Here is a 21,428-nt window from a genome sequence, read left to right on the forward strand (position 1 = left end):
GATGTGACGAAACAAATTGCCCGTCAGGAAGGTCGCTTGGCTATCTGTCACAATTGGTTATCCCTTGGCTTTGATCACCTGCATCAGTGGCAACACCTTGGACATGTCCGGCCCATGTGACAAGCCCGTGATCGCGCGCCGCAGCGGCATAAAGAGGCCTCGCCCCTTACGCCCAGTCGCGGATTTGACCGCAGCCGTCCATTCGCCCCAACTGGCATCGGTGTGGGGCCCATCAGGCAGCAATGCCAAAGCCTCGGCCACGAAATCCGCGTCCTCGTCTTCGATCAATGGATCCGCGCCATGGCTAAAGAGCTGCCACCAGCCATCAAGGTCATGCAGTGTGGTGATGTTATCTTTGGCCACATCCCAAAACTGCGCTGCCAAATCAGCAGGCACGCCCAGATCCGCGATCTGATCCGCGACATCCGTCAGGGTAAGGCTTTGCAGGTGTTTGGCGGTAAGCGGGAACAGGTCCTGTTCGTCGAACTTCGTAGGGCTTGAGCCAAACTTTGTAAGGTCAAACCCTGCGGCAATTTCGTCCAGACCACTGCGCAACTCCACTGGATCCGAGGATCCCAAACGCGCCATCAAAGAGAGCAGCGCCGCAGGCGCAACGCCACGCGCACGCAAATCGCGAAGGGCCAACGTGCCAAGGCGTTTCGACAGCGCCTCGCCTTGTGGGCCCGTCAACAGGGAATGGTGAGCAAAGCTTGGGACAGTTCCACCGATTGCTTCGATCATTTGAATTTGCGTGGCCGTGTTGGTCACATGGTCCGACCCACGCACGACATGGGTCACGCCCATATCTGTGTCATCCACGACCGAGGCCAAGGTATATAAAACCTGACCATCCCCACGGATCAACACAGGATCTGAAACAGAGGCTGCATCAATAGAAATTTCACCCAAGATACCATCGGTCCAGGCAATGCGATCTTGATCCAGCTTGAACCGCCAATGACCGCCACGTTCCGCACGCAGCGCGTCTTTATCGGCTTCAGACAAATCAAGGGCCGCGCGATCATACACAGGGGGCTTGCCCATATTGAGCTGCTTTTTACGCTTGAGATCCAATTCAACTGGCGTCTCGAACGCCTCGTAAAACCGCCCCATATCGCGCAGCTTATCTGCGGCTTCTGAATACCGGCCCAAACGCTCTGACTGCCGCTCGACCCGGTCCCATTTCAGGCCCAACCACAACAAGTCTTCTTTGATAGCCTCGACGTAGTCTTCTTTGGATCGTTCAGGATCCGTATCATCGATCCGCAAGATAAACGTCCCACCTGCCTTGCGCGCAATCAGGTAGTTAAAGACGGCAGTCCGTAAATTGCCAACATGTAGATACCCAGTGGGTGACGGTGCAAAGCGAGTTGTGGTCATGATGCGGTCTCCTGTTGGCGATGCCATTTCATATGGCACGTTTTTTGTCCAGTTCACGCATTTCTTTGTTTGATCTTTTCAAACTGCGTCCTAACTCAAAAATATCGATATTTTTTCGGAAGGAACACACTATGTCTCTCAAGCTCTCTCGCCGTCAAGCCCTTGTAGGTAGCGCCGCCCTGCCCTTTGCCGCTGGTTTTGCCGGATCTGCATCCGCCGGGGGCCATGCCGCCAGCCTACCAAGCTCTCGCGATTTTCAGGTCGGTGAGTTCAAAGTGACGACACTGCTGGCAGGCAGCCGCGCGGTAGACGGTCCTCAGAATATTTTCGGGATGAACGTGGATGCAGAAGAATTTGCAGCCGTTAGCGCCGAGAACTTTATCGGGACAGACGCCGCCCAGTTCTTTTTCACCCCGACAGTTGTGAATACAGGCAGCGAAGTGATCCTGTTTGATACAGGTCTGAACCCAGCTGGTATTACCAATGCCCTTTCCAGCGCAGGCTACACCCCTGCAGACATCACACACGTGGTGGTGACTCACATGCACGGCGATCACATCGGCGGTCTGTCTGGCGATGCAGGCGAGACATTCACCAATGCCGCTTATGTCACGGGCCGTAAAGAATTCGACGCTTGGTCAAAGACAGACAACGAGAACTTCGCCAAAAAGGTCGCGCCTTTGGCTGAAAAAATGACCTTCTTGGAAGACGGCCAAGACGTGCGCGGCGGCATCACCGCGATGGAGGCCTCAGGCCACACACCTGGTCACATGACCTATATGTTGGAAAGCAATGGCACACAGCTGTTGTTGATGGCGGATTTGGCCAACCATTATGTTTGGTCGCTGGCCTATCCTGACTGGGAAGTGAAGTTTGACATGGACAAATCAGCCGCCGCCGCGTCGCGTCGCAAGGTCTTGGGTATGTTGGCTGCGGAAAAAGTACCGACAATCGGCTACCACATGCCCTTCCCCGGGTTGGGTTTTGTGGATACGCGCGGTGACGGCTTCCATTATGTGCCGCACAGCTACCAGTTGATGGGCTAAATTTACATCGACCTGCGCCAGGCATAGGCTTGGCGCAGGACCGCGCCAATTGCCAGAGCCGCAATCAACGGCAGTGTCGCCCAAGGCACCCCCCGACACCCTTCTGAATAGCTTTGCGCCAACAGATGCCCCGGTGCCCAAAACATTTCGGTTTGAGCCAGAATTGCAAATGCCGCTGTGACCAAGGTCAAATACAGCGTGAGGCGATTGGCAAACACTAAATGGGCCAAGAACAAAACGATCAAAGCAATACCCAGAGGCGAAGTGCCAAAATACTCCAATTCTTGTAAGGCGCTGACTGGCCCATCCAACGGCGACCAATCGGGTCGTTCCGTAGCGCAGACCTGAGCCTGCGCAGACGTAGCCGTCATCAAGCTTATGACAATTGCCTTAGCTTTCATCCCGCCAGCGGTTCACAATGGGATAGCGTCGATCCAGCCAGAATGCCCGCATAGACAGCCGTGCCCCCGGAGCAGATTGGTAGCGTTTGTATTCGCTGATGTAGATCAGATGCTCGACCTTTTTGACCGTGTCGCGATCATATCCAGCGGCCACACAGTCAGCGACCGACGCATCATCGTCGATCAGCATCTCTAGGATCCCGTCCAACACGTCGTAAGGCGGCAAGCTGTCCTCGTCTTTTTGATCCGGCCTCAATTCAGCGGTAGGTGGTTTGTCAATTACCCGCGGTGGGATCATTTCGCCCGCCGGGGCCATCATCCAAGGCCTGTGGTTGGCGTTGCGCCAACGGCAGGTTTCAAACACGCGGGTTTTATACATATCTTTGATCGGATTATAGCCGCCGGACATATCGCCGTAGATCGTCGCATAGCCCACGGCCACTTCGGATTTGTTGCCCGTGGTCAGCAACATCTCACCAAATTTGTTGGATTGCGCCATCAACAAAAGTCCGCGTAGACGCGACTGGATGTTTTCCTCGGTAAGGCCTGCCTCCAAGCCTTCGAATAAAGGCGCAAGCGCATCAGTTACAGCCGCGCGCGGCCCTGCAATACTGACAGTGTCCAATTTCGATCCCAGATTTCGCGCCACTTCGCCCGCGTCATCAAGGCTTTCGTCTGATGTGTATTCAGACGGCAGCATCACGCAGCGTACATTTTCAGGGCCCAGCGCATCCGCGGCAATCACCGCAACGATGGCACTATCGATCCCACCAGACAGGCCCAAAAGCACCTTTTTGAAACCGGTTTTACCCATGTAGTCGCGTAAGGCTTCGACCATAACGCGGTAATCTTGCTCGTAACTGTCTGGCGCTACGGCTTTTTCGCCGTCCTCGGCAACCCATGCGCCATCGACGCGATTAAACACCACCTCGCGCAAAGCCTCGTCAAAAAGTGGCAACTGATGGGCCAGCTGGCCACCACGGTTCAGCACAAACGAACCGCCATCAAACATTTGATCGTCTTGGCCACCGACCATGTTGAGATAGACCAACGGCACATCATTTTCGATGACCCGCGACACCATATGGTTCATTCGGGTCTCGAATTTGTCGCGGTAATAGGGCGATCCATTGGGCACCATCAGTAATTCAGCACCGCTTTCCACCATGGCTTCGCAGACATCCAAATACCACGCGTCTTCACAAATCGGACTGCCGATGCGGATGTCGCCCACTGCATAGGGTCCTTGGATTGCACCACGATTATAAAGGCGGACTTCGTCAAAAACAGTGAAGTTCGGCAAGAAATGCTTGAGCATCCGCGCCTGAACCTTGCCATCCTTAAGGATGAAATATGCGTTATAAAGGCGGCCATCCTCGCTGTAGGGCCCGCCCACACCCAGTGTCGGACCATCAGCACAGGAGCGGGCTAAGGCTTCGATCTGGGCCATGGCGTCTGCAACAAAAGCAGGCTTTAGGACTAAATCCTGCACTTGATAGCCCGTGATGAACATCTCGGGGCAGGCAACCATGTCGCTGCCGGCCGCTTTGGCATGATCCCACGCGGCTTTTGCTTTGGCGCGATTGCCTGCCAAATCCCCAACGGTTGGGTTTAATTGTGCCAAAGTAAGTTGAAAACGGTCCGCCATTGGTACGCCTTTTGCCTTGCTATGAGGGTGATGTAGCAGATCAACGCTCAAGTGAAAGACCAACAGCGCAAAAAGCGTTGCCCCTGCCAAAGGCCTGTTCTAGGCTGGGCCTTGCTTTGGCAAAGCATGAAACCACACCACACCACGCCAAGGAGTTCGCGCATGCGCCCCATTTCTAATCTGGTATTGGGCCTTGCTGCCGCCGTGACGCTGGGCTTTGCTCCTGCGTCGCTGAACGCACAACAAACCCAAACCAAACAATATGAAAACGGCGGCATCTATGAAGGCGCGTTTCGCAACGGCAAGCAGCACGGGCAAGGCACTTACACCCTGCCCAATGGCTATGAATATTCCGGCGAATGGGTCGACGGAAATATTCAGGGTCAAGGCAGCGCCAAGTTTCCCAATGGCAGCATTTATGTGGGCGTCTTTGCCAAGGGAAAACCAAACGGCAAAGGCAAGATCACTTTTGGGTCCGGCGGCAGTTACGAGGGCGACTGGCTGGATGGCCAAATCACGGGCACTGGCACGCTGATGTATAACACTGGCGCAGTCTATGTGGGCCAATTACGCGATGGGCTGCACGATGGCAGTGGTAAACTGACTGAACCCACGGGCTATATTTACGAAGGCGGCTGGGTTGCAGGCACCAAAGAAGGATTGGCCCAAATCACCTACCCTGACAAAGCCGTCTATGTAGGTGAGATGCAGCGCGGCAAACGCACAGGTCAAGGTGTTTTGACCATGCCCGACGGCGTTGAATTCGAAGGCAACTGGATCGAGGACCAACTGCAAGGCAAAGGCCGCCTCAAGCAAGCGAATGGCGACATCTATGAGGGTGATTTTGTGGCAGGTCGCCGCGAAGGGTCCGGTCGGGTTTTATATGCAAATGGCGATGTCTACGAAGGCGACTTCAAAAATGATCGACGCAATGGCACGGGCACCTTCACTGGAACCGATGGCTACATCTACCTCGGCGATTGGAAAGATGGGATCATCGAAGGCAACGGTCGCGTGACCTACCCCGATGGTTCGGTCTATACAGGTGAATTTTCCGGCGATCTGGCCGAAGGCAAGGGCAAAATCGTCTATAAAGACGGCAACACTTATGATGGCGATTGGTTATCTGGTGTGATCGAAGGCACTGGAAAGGCCGTCTACACAAACGGCTTGATCTATGAGGGTGGCTTTAAAAATGCCCGAAATCATGGCTTTGGTGTGATGACCTATTCCGACGGGTATCGCTATGAAGGCAATTGGGTCAACGGCCAGAGGTCTGGCGAAGGCGTTGCCACCTATGCAGATGGCACTGTCTACACTGGCACATTTTCCGAAGGCCAACGCGACGGCCAAGGCGAAATCATAATGCCAGACGGTTTTCGCTATAAGGGGCGCTGGGTCCAAGGCCAAATTGATGGAACTGGTGTTGCAACCTATGCCAACGGTGACGTCTATGAAGGCACCTTTGTAGGCGGCAAACGCCAAGGCCCCGGCACAATGCGCTACGCCTCGGGCGAGATCGCATCGGGTACATGGGAAAACGGTGCGCTTAGCGACGCAAGTGCTGCCAATTAGACCGTGCGACCTGCGTCGAGGTTTTCAAGAAACATAGCAGCCTCGGCCAGCACGGTTTCTTTGCGGCCAGCCTCCATCTTATCCCAAACACGGTACATCTGGCCCATGCGCGGATTGCCCTCGAACCGCTCTTTGTGGCGCATCAGGAAATCCCAGTAGAGCAGGTTGAACGGGCATGCCCCCTCGCCGGTTTTTTGACTGACCGAATAATGGCATGTTTTGCAGTAGTTCGACATTTTGTTGATGTAGCTGCCTGAGGACACATAGGGTTTCGAGGCCACAATCCCACCATCTGCAAACTGCGACATACCAATTGTATTGGGCGCCTCAACCCATTCAAAGGCATCAGCATAAACTGCCAGATACCACTCATGCACCTGTGCGGGATCAATCCCCGCCAACAGTGCAAAATTGCCCGTGACCATCAATCGCTGAATATGATGTGCATAGGCTTCGGCCCGCGTCTGTTCCACAGCTTTGGACAGGCACTGCATCTTGGTCTCGCCCCCCCAATAGAGGGCTGGCAAATCGCGGTGGTGCTCTAGTCCATTGCTGTTGGTGTACTCAGGACCTTGCAAGAAATAGATTCCGCGAATGTACTCCCGCCACCCCAAGATCTGCCGAATAAAACCTTCAACAGCATTGATTGGAGCAGATCCAGCGCGATACGCAGCCTCTGCGGCTTTGCAGACCTGCAGCGGGTCCAACAGGCCGATGTTCATATAAAACGAAATCAATCCATGGTACAAAAATCGATGCTCCAACAGCATCGCATCCTGAAAATCACCGAACTGCGCCAATCCATCTTTGATAAAGTGATCCAACTGCTGCTGGGCTTGGGTCGCATCAGTGGCAAACCAAAAATCGTCTAGATCGCCAAAGTTGTCTGGAAACTGTTGTGCGACAAGGTCCAGAACCTGTTGCACTGTTCCGTCTGGTTCAAACCGAATGGGTCCGTCAAATGTGATCGCGTCTGGGGCAGGTTTGCGATTGTCGTGATCAAAATTCCACTTGCCCCCTGCCGGGTCTTTGCCGTCCATCAACAGCCCCGTTTCGCGCCGCATCTCGCGATAGAAATATTCCATGCGCAGCTGCTTGCGCCCCTCGGCCCAATCCTCAAACCGCTTGTGTGATGCCAAAAACCGCGTGTCTGGCAACATCTGCACAGGGATTTGCATGTCTTCCAAGATAGAGATGAGCCGCCATTCGCCGGGCTCTGTCGCAAGGATCTCGTGCGCCGCGTGGTCACTGGCACGGCGCATCAACTCGCCTTCGATTGTGCCCGTTGTATCCGGATCATCGAAAACCGTATAGTCAACGCGCCAGCCTTCACTGCGCAGACGCTGCGCAAATTTGCGCATGGCGGCAAAGATCAGAGCAATCTTTTTGGGATGGTGCGGCACATAACTGGCCTCGCCCAACACTTCGGCCATGACGACAACGTCTGTTGAGGGATCCGCCTCAGCCAAGGCCGACAAAGACGGGGTAAGTTGATCCCCTAGAACCAAAACCAAACGCGCTACCATGGAACGGCCTCCCCCGCGTAATCAAAGAAACCGCCAGTATGCTCCAGGGTAAAGGCATCAATGACCGAAATCAGATTACCGGCCGCCACCTCTGCCGGCACAGTTTTGTGTCGCCCCGCGTATTTCGCAGTAAAGGGTGTCTCGACAGTTCCAGGATGGAGCGCTGCACAAATGCACCCCTTATGTGTGCGCCCTAATTCGATGGAGGCACTGCGAACGATCTGGTTCAATGCAGCCTTTGCCGCACGGTAGCCTGTCCAACCGCCAATAGTGTTGTCCCCAATACTGCCGACGCGAGCCGATAGGATTGCAAACACGCAGCGGTCTGTCTTAGGGATCAAATGGCGCGCATGCTTTAAAATCAAAGCAGGCCCGATCGCATTCACAGCAAACTGATCCGCCATGCCAGCCGCACTTATGGCGGAGAGCGATTTCTCAGGCTCATAGGCCCCAACCGTCAGGGCGCCTGTGGCCACAAAGATCACATCAAACGGGCCCTCAAGAGAGGACAGAGCCGCCTTAACTGACGCCTCGTTTCCCAGATCAAACCCGTCTACACGGCGTGATAATCGGGTAACTGAGGCTCCCCGGCGTTCGAGTTCCAACCCGACCGCCTGCCCGATGCCCCCAGAAGCTCCTATGACCAATGCAGTATTCACCAACGACGATTTAGGCGGCTCCTTTGCAAAAACCATGTTTCTTTTTTCCCAAATACTCAAAATCCCCCCTTTTCAACGCGCACTACAATTTCTATGGTTGCGGTTATGGCACGAAACATTCATATCGTTCGCCCCGTACAGGGTCTGCTGCTACTGCTTAGTCGCTCTTGAGCGTGCCTTTTGGCGCGACCGCTCAGGAGTAGCCAGCGCCAAGACCGAAACCACCCTCAAAAGCAGACCATTTGAAAGATCCCAAAATGACCCAAGCTGACACATCCCGCGTGTGGATTTTTGACACGACCTTGCGTGATGGCGAACAAAGCCCCGGCGCCACCATGACCCACTCTGAAAAATTGGAAATTGCGGAATTGCTGGACGATATGGGCGTCGACATTATCGAAGCAGGATTTCCTATTGCGTCGGATGGGGATTTCGCCGCGGTGTCCGAGATTTCCAAACGCAGTAAAAACGCACGCATTTGCGGCTTGGCGCGGGCGAACTTCAAGGACATCGACCGGTGTTGGGAGGCTGTAAAACATGCCTCCAAGCCGCGCATTCACACGTTTATCGGAACCTCGCCACTGCACCGGGCGATCCCGAACCTCAACAAGGACGAAATGGCCGAGCGGATCCACGAAACGGTCACCCATGCACGCAACCTGTGTAACAACGTACAATGGTCGCCCATGGATGCCACCCGCACAGAAGAGGATTACCTGTGCCGGGTCGTGGAAATCGCGATCAAGGCCGGTGCCACGACCATCAACATTCCAGACACAGTGGGCTACACTGCCCCAGTTGAAAGTGCGGATTTGATCCGGATGTTGATCAACAAGGTCCCCGGTGCTGACCAGATCATTTTCGCTACGCACTGTCACAACGATTTGGGCATGGCCACGGCCAATTCACTGGCCGCTGTCGAAGGCGGCGCGCGTCAGATTGAATGCACGATCAATGGTCTTGGCGAACGTGCCGGGAATACTGCCTTGGAGGAGGTCGTGATGGCGTTGAAAGTGCGCGGCGACATTATGCCGTTCACCACAGATATCGACACAACCAAGATCATGAACATCAGCCGCCGCGTGGCCACTGTGTCAGGCTTTCCAGTGCAATTTAACAAAGCGATTGTTGGCAAAAATGCCTTTGCCCACGAGTCTGGCATTCACCAAGATGGCATGCTGAAGAACGCAGAGACCTTTGAGATCATGCGCCCCGAAGATGTCGGCCTGTCTGAGACCAATCTGGTCATGGGCAAACATTCTGGCCGGGCCGCTTTGCGTTCGAAATTAAACGAATTGGGGTTTGAGTTGGGGGATAACCAGCTCAAGGACGTTTTTGTTAGGTTCAAAGAATTGGCGGATCGCAAGAAAGAGATCTATGATGATGATCTGATTGCGTTGATGCGTGATGAAGATGCCAACGCAGATCTGGACCGCATGAAGGTCAAATCCCTGCGTGTGGTTTGTGGCACAGAAGGCCCGCAGGAAGCCGATTTGGTTTTGACCCTCGACGGGGAAGAAAAAGCCGCGACCGCAACTGGTGATGGACCGGTTGATGCTGCATTTAATGCAGTAAAGGCTGTGTTCCCACATGCGGCCCGCTTGCAGCTCTACCAAGTCAGCGCCGTCACCGAAGGCACTGACGCGCAAGCCACTGTGACTGTGCGTATGGAAGAAGACGGGCGCATTGTTACAGGCCAGTCTGCGGACACGGATACTGTGGTCGCATCTGTGCGCGCCTATGTGTCTGCCCTGAACCGGTTGTTGGTGCGGCGCGAGAAATCCGGTGGCAAGGACATCAAAGAAGTGAGCTACAAAGACGTCTCGTAACCCGAGGTTTTGCGCCCGCTGACGCGGTCGCCGGGGGGCGAGGCACTAACGTGCCTCGCCCCCTTCTTTGTTTGAGTATTTCAAGAAAAAAGAAACTGATAGCGGGCTTTTGCGCAGAGCGACGCCTGCCCCCTTTCGCCTAGGCTTGGGGGGCCTTATAAGATGCCAGCGCTGACGGGGTGAGGCGACTCGCTTTCATTGGGAACACTTTTGGGAATTATTACGTAAATGTTTGGTTTATCAGGCCTTTTCTCATCCGACATGGCCATCGATTTGGGCACGGCGAACACACTTGTTTATGTCAAAGGCAAGGGCGTTATCCTGTCGGAACCGTCGGTTGTGGCCTATCAGGTCAAAGACGGGGTCAAAAAAGTCCTGGCCGTGGGCGAAGACGCCAAGTTGATGCTGGGCCGCACGCCTGGTTCAATCGAGGCAATTCGTCCTATGCGCGATGGCGTGATTGCTGATTTTGACGTGGCTGAGGAAATGATCAAACATTTCATTCGCAAGGTTCACAAACGCACAACTTTCTCCAAACCGAAAATCATTGTTTGTGTGCCGCATGGGGCAACCCCTGTTGAAAAACGCGCCATCCGCCAGTCGGTTTTGTCTGCCGGGGCACGCCGCGCTGGTTTGATTGCAGAACCTATTGCGGCGGCCATTGGTGCAGGCATGCCGATCACTGATCCCACGGGCAACATGGTTGTGGACATCGGCGGTGGGACAACTGAAGTGGCTGTTTTGTCGCTTGGTGACATCGTTTATGCCCGCTCGGTGCGCGTGGGCGGTGACCGTATGGATGAGGCGATCATCAGCTACTTGCGCCGTCAGCAAAACCTCTTGATCGGGGAAAGCACTGCGGAGCGGATCAAAACAAGCATTGGCACAGCCCGCATGCCCGACGACGGGCGCGGACAAAGCATGTCGATCCGTGGACGTGATCTGCTGAATGGTGTCCCAAAAGAGATCGAAATTTCACAAGCCCAAGTCGCCGAAGCCCTGTCCGAGCCGGTGCAACAAATTTGCGAGGCCGTAATGACCGCGTTGGAAGCCACACCGCCGGACCTTGCCGCTGATATTGTGGATCGCGGCGTGATGCTAACGGGTGGTGGTGCGTTGCTGGGTGAATTAGACTTGGCCCTGCGCGAACAAACGGGCTTGGCCATTTCAGTGGCAGACGAGTCACTTAATTGTGTGGCCTTGGGCACCGGCAAAGCACTGGAATATGAACACAAGTTGAAACATGTGATAGACTACGACAGTTAATATCACGATCAGGCACAGCTTTTGAGGTGAGCCTTGGCACGCGACCGCGCGACACAACATGATTACATGACCCCCATTCGGCGCTTGCTGGTGGGGGTTTTGGTCGTTGTGTTACTAGGTATTTTTCTAATTTGGCGCATCGACAGCCCCCGCGTGGAACGCTTTCGCGCAAATCTGATTGACCGCGTTGTGCCAAGTTTTTCATGGGCCTCGGCGCCCGTGACGGGCTTGACCAATATCGTGCGGGATTTTCAGAGCTATCAGCGCATCTATGATCAAAATCAGGAACTGCGACGCGAACTTCAGCAAATGAAGGCTTGGAAAGAGGCAGCATTGCAGTTGGAGCAGGAAAATGCCCGACTGCTCGATCTGAATAAAGTGCGCCTTGATCCACAATTTACCTTTGTCACAGGCGTTGTGCTGGCCGATAGCGGTTCGCCGTTTCGTCAATCGCTGTTGTTGAATGTGGGCCGGCGCGATGGGATCTTGGACGGTTGGGCCACGATGGACGGCATCGGCCTTGTTGGGCGGATATCTGGACTGGGCGAAAACACAGCGCGGGTTTTGTTGCTGACCGATACTGCTAGCCGCATTCCGATCACGATCCAACCCTCGGGACAAAAGGCCATTTTGTCCGGCGACAACACAGCTGCCCCACCAGTCGAATTTTTGGACAACCCAGATGCCGTACGCCCGGGCGACAGCGTGATTACTTCAGGCGACGGCGGCGTGTTTCCCGCAGGCCTGCTGGTGGGCCATATCGCACAAGGACCAGATCGACGGCTGCGTGTTAGATTGTCAGCAGATTATCAGCGCCTTGAATTTTTGCGCGTGTTGCGCAGCTACCAAGGGGAACAAATCACCAGTCCCGGGGCCCTCTTGAACCCGCCAGTGCAATCGGAACCACTTGAGACCAGTGAGGCCGCCGATGGCTGAGACTGTTGCCGAACGCAGGTTGGTGTACTGGACGCTCTATGTGATGATCGCCTTTGTGCTGTTTTTCATCCATTTTCTGCCGCAACAAACCATGCCTGCCCAATGGGCTGCACCGGATATTTTGCTGGTTCTGACCTATGCTTGGACGGTGCGGCGGCCTGAATTTATTCCCTTGGCGTTGATCGCTGGGATGTTCTTGCTGGCGGATTTTCTGTTTCATCGCCCCCCCGGTCTAATGGCCGCTTGTGTTGTGATCGGGGCCGAGTTTTTGCGCAGCCGGGCGATGGACATTGGGCGGTCCAGCTTTTCTCTGGAATGGCTGTTGGTCAGTTGTGCGATTGCCGGTGGGTTCGTTGTGGCGCGCATTATTACTGGACTGGCTCTCATTCCGCAGGCGCCTTTGAACCTTGGGCTCATTCAAACGGCACTGAGCATTGCCTGCTATCCCATCGTCGCAGCCCTCAGCCATTATGTGCTTGGGGTGCGACCTACGGTGCGGGGTAGCGCCGAAGATGTGGGGGCGCGCATATGAAACGCGCGGCTCTGGAGACCGAAGCAAGTGCGCGCAAGATCACGCGACGCGGGTTGTTTTTGGGCGGTGCCCAAGTGGCGATGCTGGCTGTGCTGGGCTATCGCATGCGCGTATTGCAGATCGACCAAGCGGACGAATTTCGACTGCTCGCGGACGAAAACCGGATCAATGTGCGCCTGATCCCACCTGCACGTGGATTGGTCTATGACCGCGACGGCGTTTTGGTCGCTGGTAACGAACAGAACTACCGCATCGTGATCGTGCGCGAGGACGCAGGGGATGTGGCAGCGGTTCTGGAACGCTTGTCGACTTTGGTCCCGATAACTCAAGAACAGCAGACGCAGATCATTTCCGAAGTGAACAAACGAAGTCCTTTTGTGCCCGTCACAATTCTGGATCGCATGACATGGCAGGACGTAGCCGCCGTTTCGGCCAACGCCCCTGCCCTTCCCGGGATCACCGCAGAGGTGGGATTGTCCCGCGTTTATCCTGTGGGCGCCGATTATGCCCATGTTATGGGCTATGTGGGGCCCGTCAGTGATTTTGACCTGCAACGGATCGATGACAAGGATCCGTTATTACAAATCCCGCGTTTTCAAATCGGCAAAACCGGGGTTGAGGCCAAGTTGGAACGCCCGTTGCGCGGGAGTGCGGGCACAAAACGGGTCGAGGTCAACGCGATTGGCCGTGTCATGCGCGAGCTTGACCGCAACGAAGCCTCGCCGGGTGATAACGTTCAACTAACCATCGACACTGGCTTGCAAAACTATGTGCAAGAACGCCTCAAAGGGCAAGCTGCCTCTGCGGTCGTGATGGATGTCGACACTGGCGATTTGCTGGCCATTGGGTCTGCACCGACGTTTGATCCCAACCTTTTTGTGCGTGGGATTTCAACCAAAGCCTATAATGCCCTACTGGAAGACAAATACCGCCCTTTTCGGTCCAAGGCGGTCCAAGACATCTATCCCCCCGGATCCACATTCAAAATGGTGACAGCCCTTGCGGCCCTTGAGGACGGTGTTATCGACACCCAAGAAACCGTGCGCTGTGTCGGCCACAAAGAAGTCGCTGATGTACGCTTTCACTGTTGGAAACGTGCAGGGCACGGCAATGTTGATTTCCAAAAATCCCTAAAAGAAAGCTGCGATGTTTACTATTATGACATCGCTCTGCGGGTGGGGATCGAGAAAATTTCGGCCATGGCGAAACGATTGGGATTGGGCGTGCGTCATGACGTGCCCATGTCCGCCGTTGCCCAAGGACTAGCCCCGACCAAGGCCTGGAAGCGCGAAAATCGTGGCAAGGATTGGGTGATTGGCGACACCGTGAATGCTGCGATCGGGCAAGGATTTGTGCTGTCCTCACCGATGCAATTGGCCGTAATGGCCGCACGGCTGGCCACTGGACGGTCCGTCGAGCCGCGCTTGATCAAATCGCGTAACGGTGTCGAAGAACCACTGCGCGGCGGTGATCCCCTTGGGATCAACGAAAACCTGCTGCGTGAAGTGCGGCGCGCGATGTATTCGGTCTCGAATAGTTCTGGTGGTACCGCCTATGGCAGCCGCATTTTGGGCGACGCGTTTCGCATGGCAGGCAAAACCGGCACCTCTCAGGTGCGCCGGATCACAGCGGCTGAACGTGCACGCGGCGTGACCCGCAACGAGGATCTGCCATGGGAACGCCGCGACCACGCCTTGTTTGTGAACTTTGCACCGTTTGATAATCCAAAATACGCCGTTGCCGTTGTTGTCGAACATGGCGGCGGCGGCTCGACCGCTGCGGCCCCTATTGCCCGCGATATCACGTTGCAGGCGCTTTATGGCGAATTGCCCCCGCTGACCGCCTATCCCAAGAAGGATCGCAATCGCATCCTGTCCGAGCGCAAGAAAATGGAACTCCGCACCTTTACTGTCGGATCAGACAGCAGTGACCGCGCATGAGTTATCTTGAATACACCGTCAAGTCCGTCCCAAGCGGCGCACGAAAGCTGTTCTACCTGAACTGGCCTTTGATCGTTTTGATCGTATCCGTCGCCTCTATCGGCTTTTTGATGCTTTATTCAGTGGCAGGTGGATCTTGGACCCCTTGGGCCATGGCGCAAATGCAGCGATTTGCTTTGGGCCTAGGGTTGATGTTCATTATCGCGATGGTGCCCATATGGTTTTGGCGCAACATGGCTGTGGTGGCCTATCTTGGAACGCTGTTTTTACTGCTCTTGGTGGAACTCATTGGGGATCAAGGCGGCGGGGCTCAGCGTTGGATCGACCTCGGATTTATGCGGCTACAACCCTCGGAACTGGCCAAGATCACGTTGGTCATGCTGCTGGCAGCCTACTATGATTGGCTGCCGATCCAAAACACATCGCGGCCTTTGTGGGTGCTTTTACCTTTGATCCTGATCCTGATCCCCGTAGCCATGGTGTTGCGCCAACCTGATTTGGGAACCGCGCTGTTGTTGGTGATGGGGGGGGGCATAATGATGTGGCTCGCAGGCCTGCATCGGGCTTATTTCGCTGCCGTCGTAACAGCAGGTATCGGCACGGTTTTGGCAGTTTTCAGGTCCCAAGGCACCGACTGGCAGTTGCTCAAGGACTACCAATATCGCCGGATCGATACGTTTTTGACGCCGGATTCCGATCCATTGGGCGCGGGATACCATATCACCCAATCAAAGATTGCGCTGGGATCTGGCGGCTGGACCGGGCGCGGCTTTATGCAAGGCACACAGGCGCGCCTTAACTTTCTGCCAGAAAAACACACGGATTTCATTTTCACCACTTTGGCCGAAGAATTTGGATTTGTCGGGGCGATTTCCTTGCTGATCCTGTACGGCCTGATCATCGCTTTTTGCGCCTTATCAGCGTTCAACAACAAGGATCGTTTTGCATCGCTGCTGACGCTCGGGGTTGCGGCCACGTTCTTTTTGTTTTTCGCCGTCAATATGTCGATGGTCATGGGGCTTGCGCCCGTGGTTGGGGTGCCATTGCCCCTTGTCAGCTACGGTGGCTCTGCCATGCTGGTTCTTATGGTAGCCTTTGGACTGGTTCAAAGCGCCCACATTCACCGCCCAAGGTAACCCTCGATGATCAATGTTCTTTTCGCTGCAAGAGAGGCCCGTTGGCCCGAATATCAAATTCCATTGCAGCAGGCTTTTGCGAAGGCGGGCCTGACGGTCAACCTCAGCCAAAACCATCCGCCGGACACCGTTGACTACATCGTTTACGCCCCCAACAGCGATGTTCAGGATTTCGCGCCCTATACCAAATGTCGTGGTGTCCTGAACCTTTGGGCGGGGGTCGAGGATGTGGTTCACAATGAAACCCTGACCCAACCTTTGGCGCGCATGGTCGACTATGGATTGACCCAAGGGATGATCGAATGGGTCACGGGCCATGTGCTGCGCCTGCATCTGGGCATGGACGCTCATATTCTGGGGCAAGACGGAGTGTGGCGGACGGATACGCCGCCACTGTCTAAGGATCGCCGCGTCAGCATTTTTGGCCTAGGGGCCTTGGGCGCTGCCTGTGGTCAGGCTTTGGCAAGCCTCGGGTTTCCCGTGACCGGCTGGTCGCGCAGCCCCAAGGACATTGCCGGGATCACTTGCCTGAACGGGGATAAGGGCTTTCAAGTCGCGCTAGAAGCCGCTGATATTGCAGTTCTTTTGGTGCCATTAACGCCACAGACAACAGGCCTGATCAATGCAGCAGCCCTGGCACAGATGCCAAAAGGGGCGATGCTGCTAAATCCTGCGCGCGGTCCCGTCATCGATGATGAGGCATTGCTCGCCGCATTGGAGAGTGGGCATATTGCGCAAGCAACTTTGGATGTGTTTGCGGTCGAGCCTTTGCCAGCAGATCACCCCTATTGGGCCCACCCTGCGGTGACTGTCACCCCGCATATTGCCTCGACCACGCGAGCAGACACGGCCAGTGAAATGATTGCCAAAAATATTGCGCGCGACCAAAACGGTCAGGGTCTGATCCATTTGGTTGATCGGACGTCTGGATATTAATCTGCGGTCCCAGAACGCAAACGGCCCCCAGAAAAACTGGAGGCCGCATGCCCGGCGGCGCAATACGCTGGCGGTGCTACCCATATCCCTCAGCTACCAGTCTGCCAGCGAAGCGTCCACATGGACCCTCGCAGCAGCTTCGCTGATGAAATCGCACGCGCCGGTGCCCAGCAGACAGCTAAACCGTCTAAGGCTTACCGGTAAACTAAGCGATTTGCGGCCAGATTTCCACCAAAAGCACAGCGCGATGACTGTGTGTAGATGCACATCACACCCTCGTTACCGCCTGTTTTTCGCGCGTTTAGCGTAATTTGGGCGGTTTTTGCGGATCCATGCCAGGGGCCGATGGGCTCTGCTCCTTGGCTGGTTGGGGGATATCAAACCTCAGACCGTGCTTGGCCAAATGCGCAGTAAAACTGTCGCTACGATCAAAGAATGCAACATCCAGACTGGCCGCGTCGATGTCCGCGAAATGCAAAGCTTCGGTCATAGCTTGCGACAGTGCGCCTTCGGCCCCGTGCACCGCGTCGATAAAGGCCAGCATGTGCCCCTTGGCCCCACTTTTGTAGTGGACCTGAACCAAATAAGCCGACCGGGCAAGGCCTGCAGCGCCGGCCAGTTTCCCATCAAGGGCTGTTATAATTGCCTCTGGCACATGGGGCGGTGCTATTTCTTGCGGGATATCTTGCGCCTCGGACGGTTCTGGTTGGACCTGCTCGGCCAGCCAATCCACAGCCGCTGCATCCAACAACGTTTCGGACGGCGCACCACCTAGGTTCAGTCCAAGGCCCAAACCCTGCCCTGCCAGCATTTGAACGACAACGCGCCCTGACAGGGCGGCATAGGGCGTCGCTTGGCCGACAAAATCCACCAATCGTTCTTCGGTATCAAAGATCAGGACAAAACTAAGGCCATCCGCCTCAAACACATGCGGCACCACTTGCGCCCCATCGGATTCGGCGGCCAGCAGCAACATTACTTCGGCCTCAGCCAGACGTTCGTAAAACGCAGCGCGATCTGCGTCTTGGCCCGACTGTTCCATCTTTTGATGGGCTACATCCAATCGGGTCAGTTGTTCAGTCATTCAACACGCGCCTCACGGTCCTGCGCAATTTGGGCAATACATCGGCCTCAAACCACGGGTTTTTCTTCAGCCACGATGTATTGCGCCAAGAGGGATGCGGCAAGGCAAAGACGCCGCTTGGTAGGTTTTGCCAGTTTGCAACGGTATCGCGCACGCGCGGTTTGCCGCCCAAATGCCACGCCATCGCATAGCCCCCCACCAAAATCGTCGCATCAAACGGGCCGAAATGGTCCAATGCAGCCGCACGCCATGTTTTGGCACAAATCGGCGGCGGCGGCAGATCAGCCCCTTTGACATCATAGCCCGGAAAGCAAAACGCCATGGGCAAAATCGCAATCCTGGATCGGTCGTAAAATTCATCCTCGTCCAGACCCAGCCAATCGCGCAGCCGGTCTCCGGATGGATCGGTAAATGGCTTGCCTGAGGCATGTACCCGTGCACCGGGCGCTTGTCCCGCGATCAGCACACGCGCGCCTTTTTGGGCCCAAAGCACCGGACGTGGCGCATGTTTCGTGGCAGTTTGGGCAAACCGGTCTGCGCACAGCATACAATCTGTAATCTTTTGATGCATTTGACGCACATAGCATGCTCCTCACGGCACAGACAGACCCCTCAATGGGCGATTGCACTGTGGTGTCGGTGGTCTAAGTTGCAGTGGACCCAAAATGGAGACCCGCATGACCTATACCCCCGCAAAAGTCTGGACATGGGACGCAGCAAACGGTGGCGAATTTGCCAGCATCAATCGCCCGGTTTCCGGTGCCACACACGACAAAGACCGCCCCAAGGGCAAGCACCCCTTGCAACTGTATTCCCTGGCCACACCAAACGGCGTGAAAGTCACTGTTATGCTGGAGGAATTGCTGGCGGCGGGGCATGTTGGCGCTGAATATGACGCTTGGTTAATCAAGATCACCGAAGGCGCGCAATTCAGCAGTGGCTTTGTCGAGGTAAACCCAAATTCCAAGATCCCTGCCCTGTTTGACGAAGACACTGGTCTTCGGGTTTTTGAAAGCGGTGCGATCTTACTTTATTTGGCAGAAAAGTTTGGGGCGTTTTTACCAACTGATCTTGCTGGACGAACAGAATCGCTGAATTGGTTGTTTTGGCTGCAAGGGTCTGCACCCTATCTGGGCGGTGGGTTCGGCCATTTCTACAAGTACGCGCCGGAAAAATTCGAATACCCTATCGACCGGTTCACCATGGAAGCCAAGCGCCAACTTGATGTTTTGGACAAGACTTTGGCGGATCGCCGCTATCTGGCGGGCGATGACTACACGATTGCCGATATCGCCACTGCACCTTGGTATGGCGCTGTGGTCAAAGGCATTGTCTATGACGCCGCCGAATTTTTGGACGCCGCCAGTTACACCCATGTCAACCGTTGGGCTGATGAAGTGTTTGCTCGCCCTGCCTTTATGCGCGGAAAAATGGTCAACCGGGCTTGGGGTGACGAGGATGAGCAACTGCCCGAACGCCACGACGCCAGCGATTTTGACGCCAAACCCTAAAAGGTGCGTGCACCTTAGTGGAGCGTCACGCCCTCCAGCAATTCAGGGACCTGCGGTTCATTGAATTCGACCAGTTCGATATCCCAGCACTCTTGCGTGCGGCGGCAATAATAGTCGCCGTTGATCACATTGATCACGGTCCCATCAGCAGCAAGGTTGGTCCATTCGACAGTGACTTTCAGCTTGCCTGATCCAATGATCTGTTGGTCAAGGATCCGGTATTCGGTTCGCTCGTGGGATTTTTCCTTGAGGTTGCTGCGGTACGTGGCCAGCACATCAGCTACCTTGCGAATTTGGTCCGCGAGGATCAGCCTGGAGCCTATGTAAATAGGCATTGGCAAGGTCATAGGCCCTACGGCGGCGGTGGTATCGCCTGCGTTAAATGCAGTCGCGATCGAGCTGAATACATCGATAATCTGGCGCATCTGTCTCATCCTTTGCGTGTCCAGCCCTCAACTAAGAAGCGAAAACGCTTTCGGTAAGGGGATACCGTCGGATTTTTCCCCGTCCGACAAAATAACGCCACGGCAAACGCAATTTCGATACCTTTTCCAGACCAGTTATTTCGATGTTTATCGAAATAACTTGCAAAACCAGATTATTTCGATATTTCTAATTTCATGAAAATATTTGATGACCCTGCCCTCGCCCTTGTTGAAGCCGCCAGCGCCTTTGCCGCACTTGGTTCGGAACAGCGTCTCAGCGTTTTGCGCTGTCTGGTCCGCGCGGGGCCAGATGGGTTGACCATCGGCGAATTGGGCGAGCGCACTGGCGTGACCGGCTCGACCCTGACGCATCATATGAAAATCTTGAACCAAGCAGGCCTTGTCGATCAGGCAAAAGAAGGACGCAAAATCATTTGTGTAGCCGTGGCCTATGATCGCGCCCATGCACTGTCTCAATTTTTGTTGACCGAATGCTGCGCGGATGCAGCCCACGCTCACGAGGATCATACTCATGGCTGACCTGTCCAGCACTCCAGCCCCCACCCTTTGGGCACGAATTGACAAGGCATGGGCCTTCTGCGGTCTGATCATTGCCCTTGTTGCTGTATTTGATTGGGACCAGACCCTTGGCATCGTCCAGTTCGCCCTTGCCTCGCTTTGGTCGACGGCGCCATTCATCCTGTTTGCGGTTCTTGCCATCGGCGGATTGAAGGCAACGGGGGCCGAAGCCTTGATTGCAAAGGTGTTTCAGGGCCGACAGGTTCAGATGATTTTTCTAGCCTCCCTATTGGGTGGCCTATCGCCGCTATGTGCTTGCGAAGTGATCCCGTTTGTCAGCGCGCTGTTGGCCGCGGGCGCGCCTTTGGCTGCAGTGATGGCGTTTTGGCTTTCCAGCCCTGTCACGGATCCTGCAATGTTCATTATCACAGGCAGCGCTATTGGCTGGGATTTTGCGATCATGAAAACAGCCGCTGCCGTTGGGATCGGCATTATGGGCGGGTTTGCGACGATGGCCTTTGCCAAAACGCCTGTTTTTGCCGATCCCATTCGCCCCGGATCACCTGCAGCCCCCTGTTGCGGCAGCTCAAACCTGAATATGGAGACCCCTGTCTGGAAATTTTGGCAACACCCTGTCCGCCGCGCTGTGTTCACCGAAACCACTCTGGAAAATGGCCTGTTTTTGCTCAAATGGTTGCTGTTGGCCTACTTGTTGGAGGCTGTGATGGTTCAATATGTTCCCGCCTCTTGGATCGCCACGGTTCTTGGCGGCGATGGTTTAGGGCCAATCCTGCTTGGCGCCGCGGTCGGTGCACCGGCCTATCTTAATGGCTACGCGGCCATCCCATTGATCGGCGGCCTGTTGGACCAAGGGATGAGCCCCGGCGCCGCTATGTCCTTTGTCATCGCTGGTGGCATCACATGTATCCCTGCCGCGATTGCAGTTTGGGTCCTTGTAAAGCCCCGAGTGTTTGCCGCCTTTTTGGGCTATGCTTTAATAGGCGCGGTGCTGTCGGGACTGATTTGGTCATCGATGGCCTAACCACGTTGCGAGCCCCAAAACTTTGCATTATGCACGT

20 protein-coding genes are annotated in these 21,428 nt (G+C 55.2%); 12 read left to right on the forward strand and 8 right to left on the reverse strand.

Translation table 11 applies throughout. The annotated features are described in order from the left end of the window. Nucleotides 1–57: 57 nt before the first annotated feature. Nucleotides 58–1,380, reverse strand: a complete 1,323-nt coding sequence (gltX, locus tag ACIRQ6_RS10180; protein WP_420860478.1) for a glutamate--tRNA ligase — start codon at nucleotides 1,378–1,380, stop codon at nucleotides 58–60. Nucleotides 1,381–1,511: 131 nt separating this feature from the next. Here gltX and ACIRQ6_RS10185 point away from each other — a divergent pair, with 131 nt between their 5' ends. Beyond that, nucleotides 1,512–2,426 carry an MBL fold metallo-hydrolase gene (locus ACIRQ6_RS10185; RefSeq protein WP_420860479.1) on the forward strand — a complete coding sequence of 305 codons (915 nt, stop codon included), beginning with the start codon at nucleotides 1,512–1,514 and terminating at the stop codon, nucleotides 2,424–2,426. Nucleotides 2,427–2,428: 2 nt separating this feature from the next. Here the strand turns inward: ACIRQ6_RS10185 and ACIRQ6_RS10190 are convergent, their stop codons facing one another. Together ACIRQ6_RS10190 and ACIRQ6_RS10195 are read right to left on the reverse strand one after the other, a co-directional pair. Continuing rightward, entirely contained in the window at nucleotides 2,429–2,797 is a 369-nt protein-coding gene (locus tag ACIRQ6_RS10190) for a hypothetical protein (protein WP_420860480.1), read from the reverse strand. A 19-nt stretch (nucleotides 2,798–2,816) separates the two neighbouring features. Beyond that, a complete protein-coding gene (locus tag ACIRQ6_RS10195) occupies nucleotides 2,817–4,475 on the reverse strand; it encodes an NAD+ synthase (protein WP_420860481.1) in 1,659 nt (552 codons plus the stop codon). Between the two features lie 162 nt (nucleotides 4,476–4,637). Here ACIRQ6_RS10195 and ACIRQ6_RS10200 point away from each other — a divergent pair, with 162 nt between their 5' ends. Further along, on the forward strand, nucleotides 4,638–6,050 hold the full coding sequence (locus ACIRQ6_RS10200) for a 2-isopropylmalate synthase (protein WP_420860482.1): 1,413 nt from the start codon (nucleotides 4,638–4,640) through the stop codon (nucleotides 6,048–6,050). On the opposite strand, the gene ACIRQ6_RS10205 is transcribed toward ACIRQ6_RS10200, so the two are convergent. Both ACIRQ6_RS10205 and ACIRQ6_RS10210 read right to left on the reverse strand, forming a co-directional pair. Further along, nucleotides 6,047–7,576: a cryptochrome/photolyase family protein gene (locus tag ACIRQ6_RS10205; protein ID WP_420860483.1), complete on the reverse strand. Its 1,530-nt coding sequence runs from the start codon at nucleotides 7,574–7,576 to the stop codon at nucleotides 6,047–6,049. The two genes, ACIRQ6_RS10200 and ACIRQ6_RS10205, sit on opposite strands and share 4 nt — an antisense overlap. After that, nucleotides 7,570–8,235, reverse strand: coding sequence for an SDR family oxidoreductase (locus ACIRQ6_RS10210; RefSeq protein WP_420863893.1), 666 nt, complete (start codon nucleotides 8,233–8,235; stop codon nucleotides 7,570–7,572). The genes ACIRQ6_RS10205 and ACIRQ6_RS10210 overlap by 7 nt, the downstream gene beginning before the upstream one ends. A gap of 257 nt (nucleotides 8,236–8,492) precedes the next feature. On the opposite strand from ACIRQ6_RS10210, the gene ACIRQ6_RS10215 reads away from it, so the two are divergent. The 7 genes from ACIRQ6_RS10215 (at nucleotide 8,493) to ACIRQ6_RS10245 (ending at nucleotide 16,810) form a co-directional block, all read left to right on the forward strand. Beyond that, nucleotides 8,493–10,064 (forward strand): 2-isopropylmalate synthase, encoded by a 1,572-nt coding sequence (locus ACIRQ6_RS10215; protein ID WP_420860484.1) that lies wholly within the window; start codon nucleotides 8,493–8,495, stop codon nucleotides 10,062–10,064. Nucleotides 10,065–10,292: 228 nt separating this feature from the next. Beyond that, entirely contained in the window at nucleotides 10,293–11,330 is a 1,038-nt protein-coding gene (locus tag ACIRQ6_RS10220; RefSeq protein WP_420860485.1) for a rod shape-determining protein, read from the forward strand. A 33-nt stretch (nucleotides 11,331–11,363) separates the two neighbouring features. Then, entirely contained in the window at nucleotides 11,364–12,266 is a 903-nt protein-coding gene (gene mreC / locus ACIRQ6_RS10225; RefSeq protein WP_420860486.1) for a rod shape-determining protein MreC, read from the forward strand. Beyond that, nucleotides 12,259–12,798, forward strand: a complete 540-nt coding sequence (locus ACIRQ6_RS10230) for a rod shape-determining protein MreD (RefSeq protein ID WP_420860487.1) — start codon at nucleotides 12,259–12,261, stop codon at nucleotides 12,796–12,798. The genes mreC and ACIRQ6_RS10230 overlap by 8 nt, the downstream gene beginning before the upstream one ends. Further along, nucleotides 12,795–14,738 (forward strand): penicillin-binding protein 2, encoded by a 1,944-nt coding sequence (mrdA, locus tag ACIRQ6_RS10235; protein ID WP_420860488.1) that lies wholly within the window; start codon nucleotides 12,795–12,797, stop codon nucleotides 14,736–14,738. Before ACIRQ6_RS10230 ends, mrdA begins: the two co-directional genes overlap by 4 nt. Then, nucleotides 14,735–15,874, forward strand: coding sequence for a rod shape-determining protein RodA (gene rodA, locus ACIRQ6_RS10240; protein ID WP_420860489.1), 1,140 nt, complete (start codon nucleotides 14,735–14,737; stop codon nucleotides 15,872–15,874). The genes mrdA and rodA overlap by 4 nt, the downstream gene beginning before the upstream one ends. A 6-nt stretch (nucleotides 15,875–15,880) precedes the next feature. After that, the gene (locus tag ACIRQ6_RS10245) at nucleotides 15,881–16,810 is read left to right on the forward strand and encodes a 2-hydroxyacid dehydrogenase (protein WP_420860490.1); all 930 of its coding nucleotides are present in this window, start codon (nucleotides 15,881–15,883) and stop codon (nucleotides 16,808–16,810) included. Between the two features lie 301 nt (nucleotides 16,811–17,111). Here the strand turns inward: ACIRQ6_RS10245 and ACIRQ6_RS10250 are convergent, their stop codons facing one another. Together ACIRQ6_RS10250 and ACIRQ6_RS10255 are read right to left on the reverse strand one after the other, a co-directional pair. Next, the gene (locus ACIRQ6_RS10250; protein WP_420860491.1) at nucleotides 17,112–17,894 is read right to left on the reverse strand and encodes an SseB family protein; all 783 of its coding nucleotides are present in this window, start codon (nucleotides 17,892–17,894) and stop codon (nucleotides 17,112–17,114) included. Continuing rightward, nucleotides 17,887–18,465, reverse strand: coding sequence for a uracil-DNA glycosylase family protein (locus tag ACIRQ6_RS10255; RefSeq protein ID WP_420860492.1), 579 nt, complete (start codon nucleotides 18,463–18,465; stop codon nucleotides 17,887–17,889). Before ACIRQ6_RS10255 ends, ACIRQ6_RS10250 begins: the two co-directional genes overlap by 8 nt. 106 nt (nucleotides 18,466–18,571) lie before the next feature. Between ACIRQ6_RS10255 and yghU the strand changes: the two genes are divergently transcribed. Then, nucleotides 18,572–19,405: a glutathione-dependent disulfide-bond oxidoreductase gene (gene yghU / locus ACIRQ6_RS10260; RefSeq protein WP_420860493.1), complete on the forward strand. Its 834-nt coding sequence runs from the start codon at nucleotides 18,572–18,574 to the stop codon at nucleotides 19,403–19,405. A 14-nt stretch (nucleotides 19,406–19,419) separates the two neighbouring features. Here yghU and ACIRQ6_RS10265 read toward each other — a convergent pair whose 3' ends face one another. After that, entirely contained in the window at nucleotides 19,420–19,830 is a 411-nt protein-coding gene (locus ACIRQ6_RS10265; RefSeq protein WP_420860494.1) for a hypothetical protein, read from the reverse strand. A 195-nt stretch (nucleotides 19,831–20,025) separates the two neighbouring features. On the opposite strand from ACIRQ6_RS10265, the gene ACIRQ6_RS10270 reads away from it, so the two are divergent. Continuing rightward, entirely contained in the window at nucleotides 20,026–20,370 is a 345-nt protein-coding gene (locus ACIRQ6_RS10270) for an ArsR/SmtB family transcription factor (protein ID WP_420860495.1), read from the forward strand. Beyond that, nucleotides 20,363–21,391, forward strand: a complete 1,029-nt coding sequence (locus ACIRQ6_RS10275; protein WP_420860496.1) for a permease — start codon at nucleotides 20,363–20,365, stop codon at nucleotides 21,389–21,391. Before ACIRQ6_RS10270 ends, ACIRQ6_RS10275 begins: the two co-directional genes overlap by 8 nt. The last annotated feature ends 37 nt before the right edge of the window (nucleotides 21,392–21,428 follow it).

The sequence above is a fragment of the Algirhabdus cladophorae genome, from assembly GCF_044772865.1.
Lineage (GTDB): Bacteria > Pseudomonadota > Alphaproteobacteria > Rhodobacterales > Rhodobacteraceae > Algirhabdus > Algirhabdus cladophorae.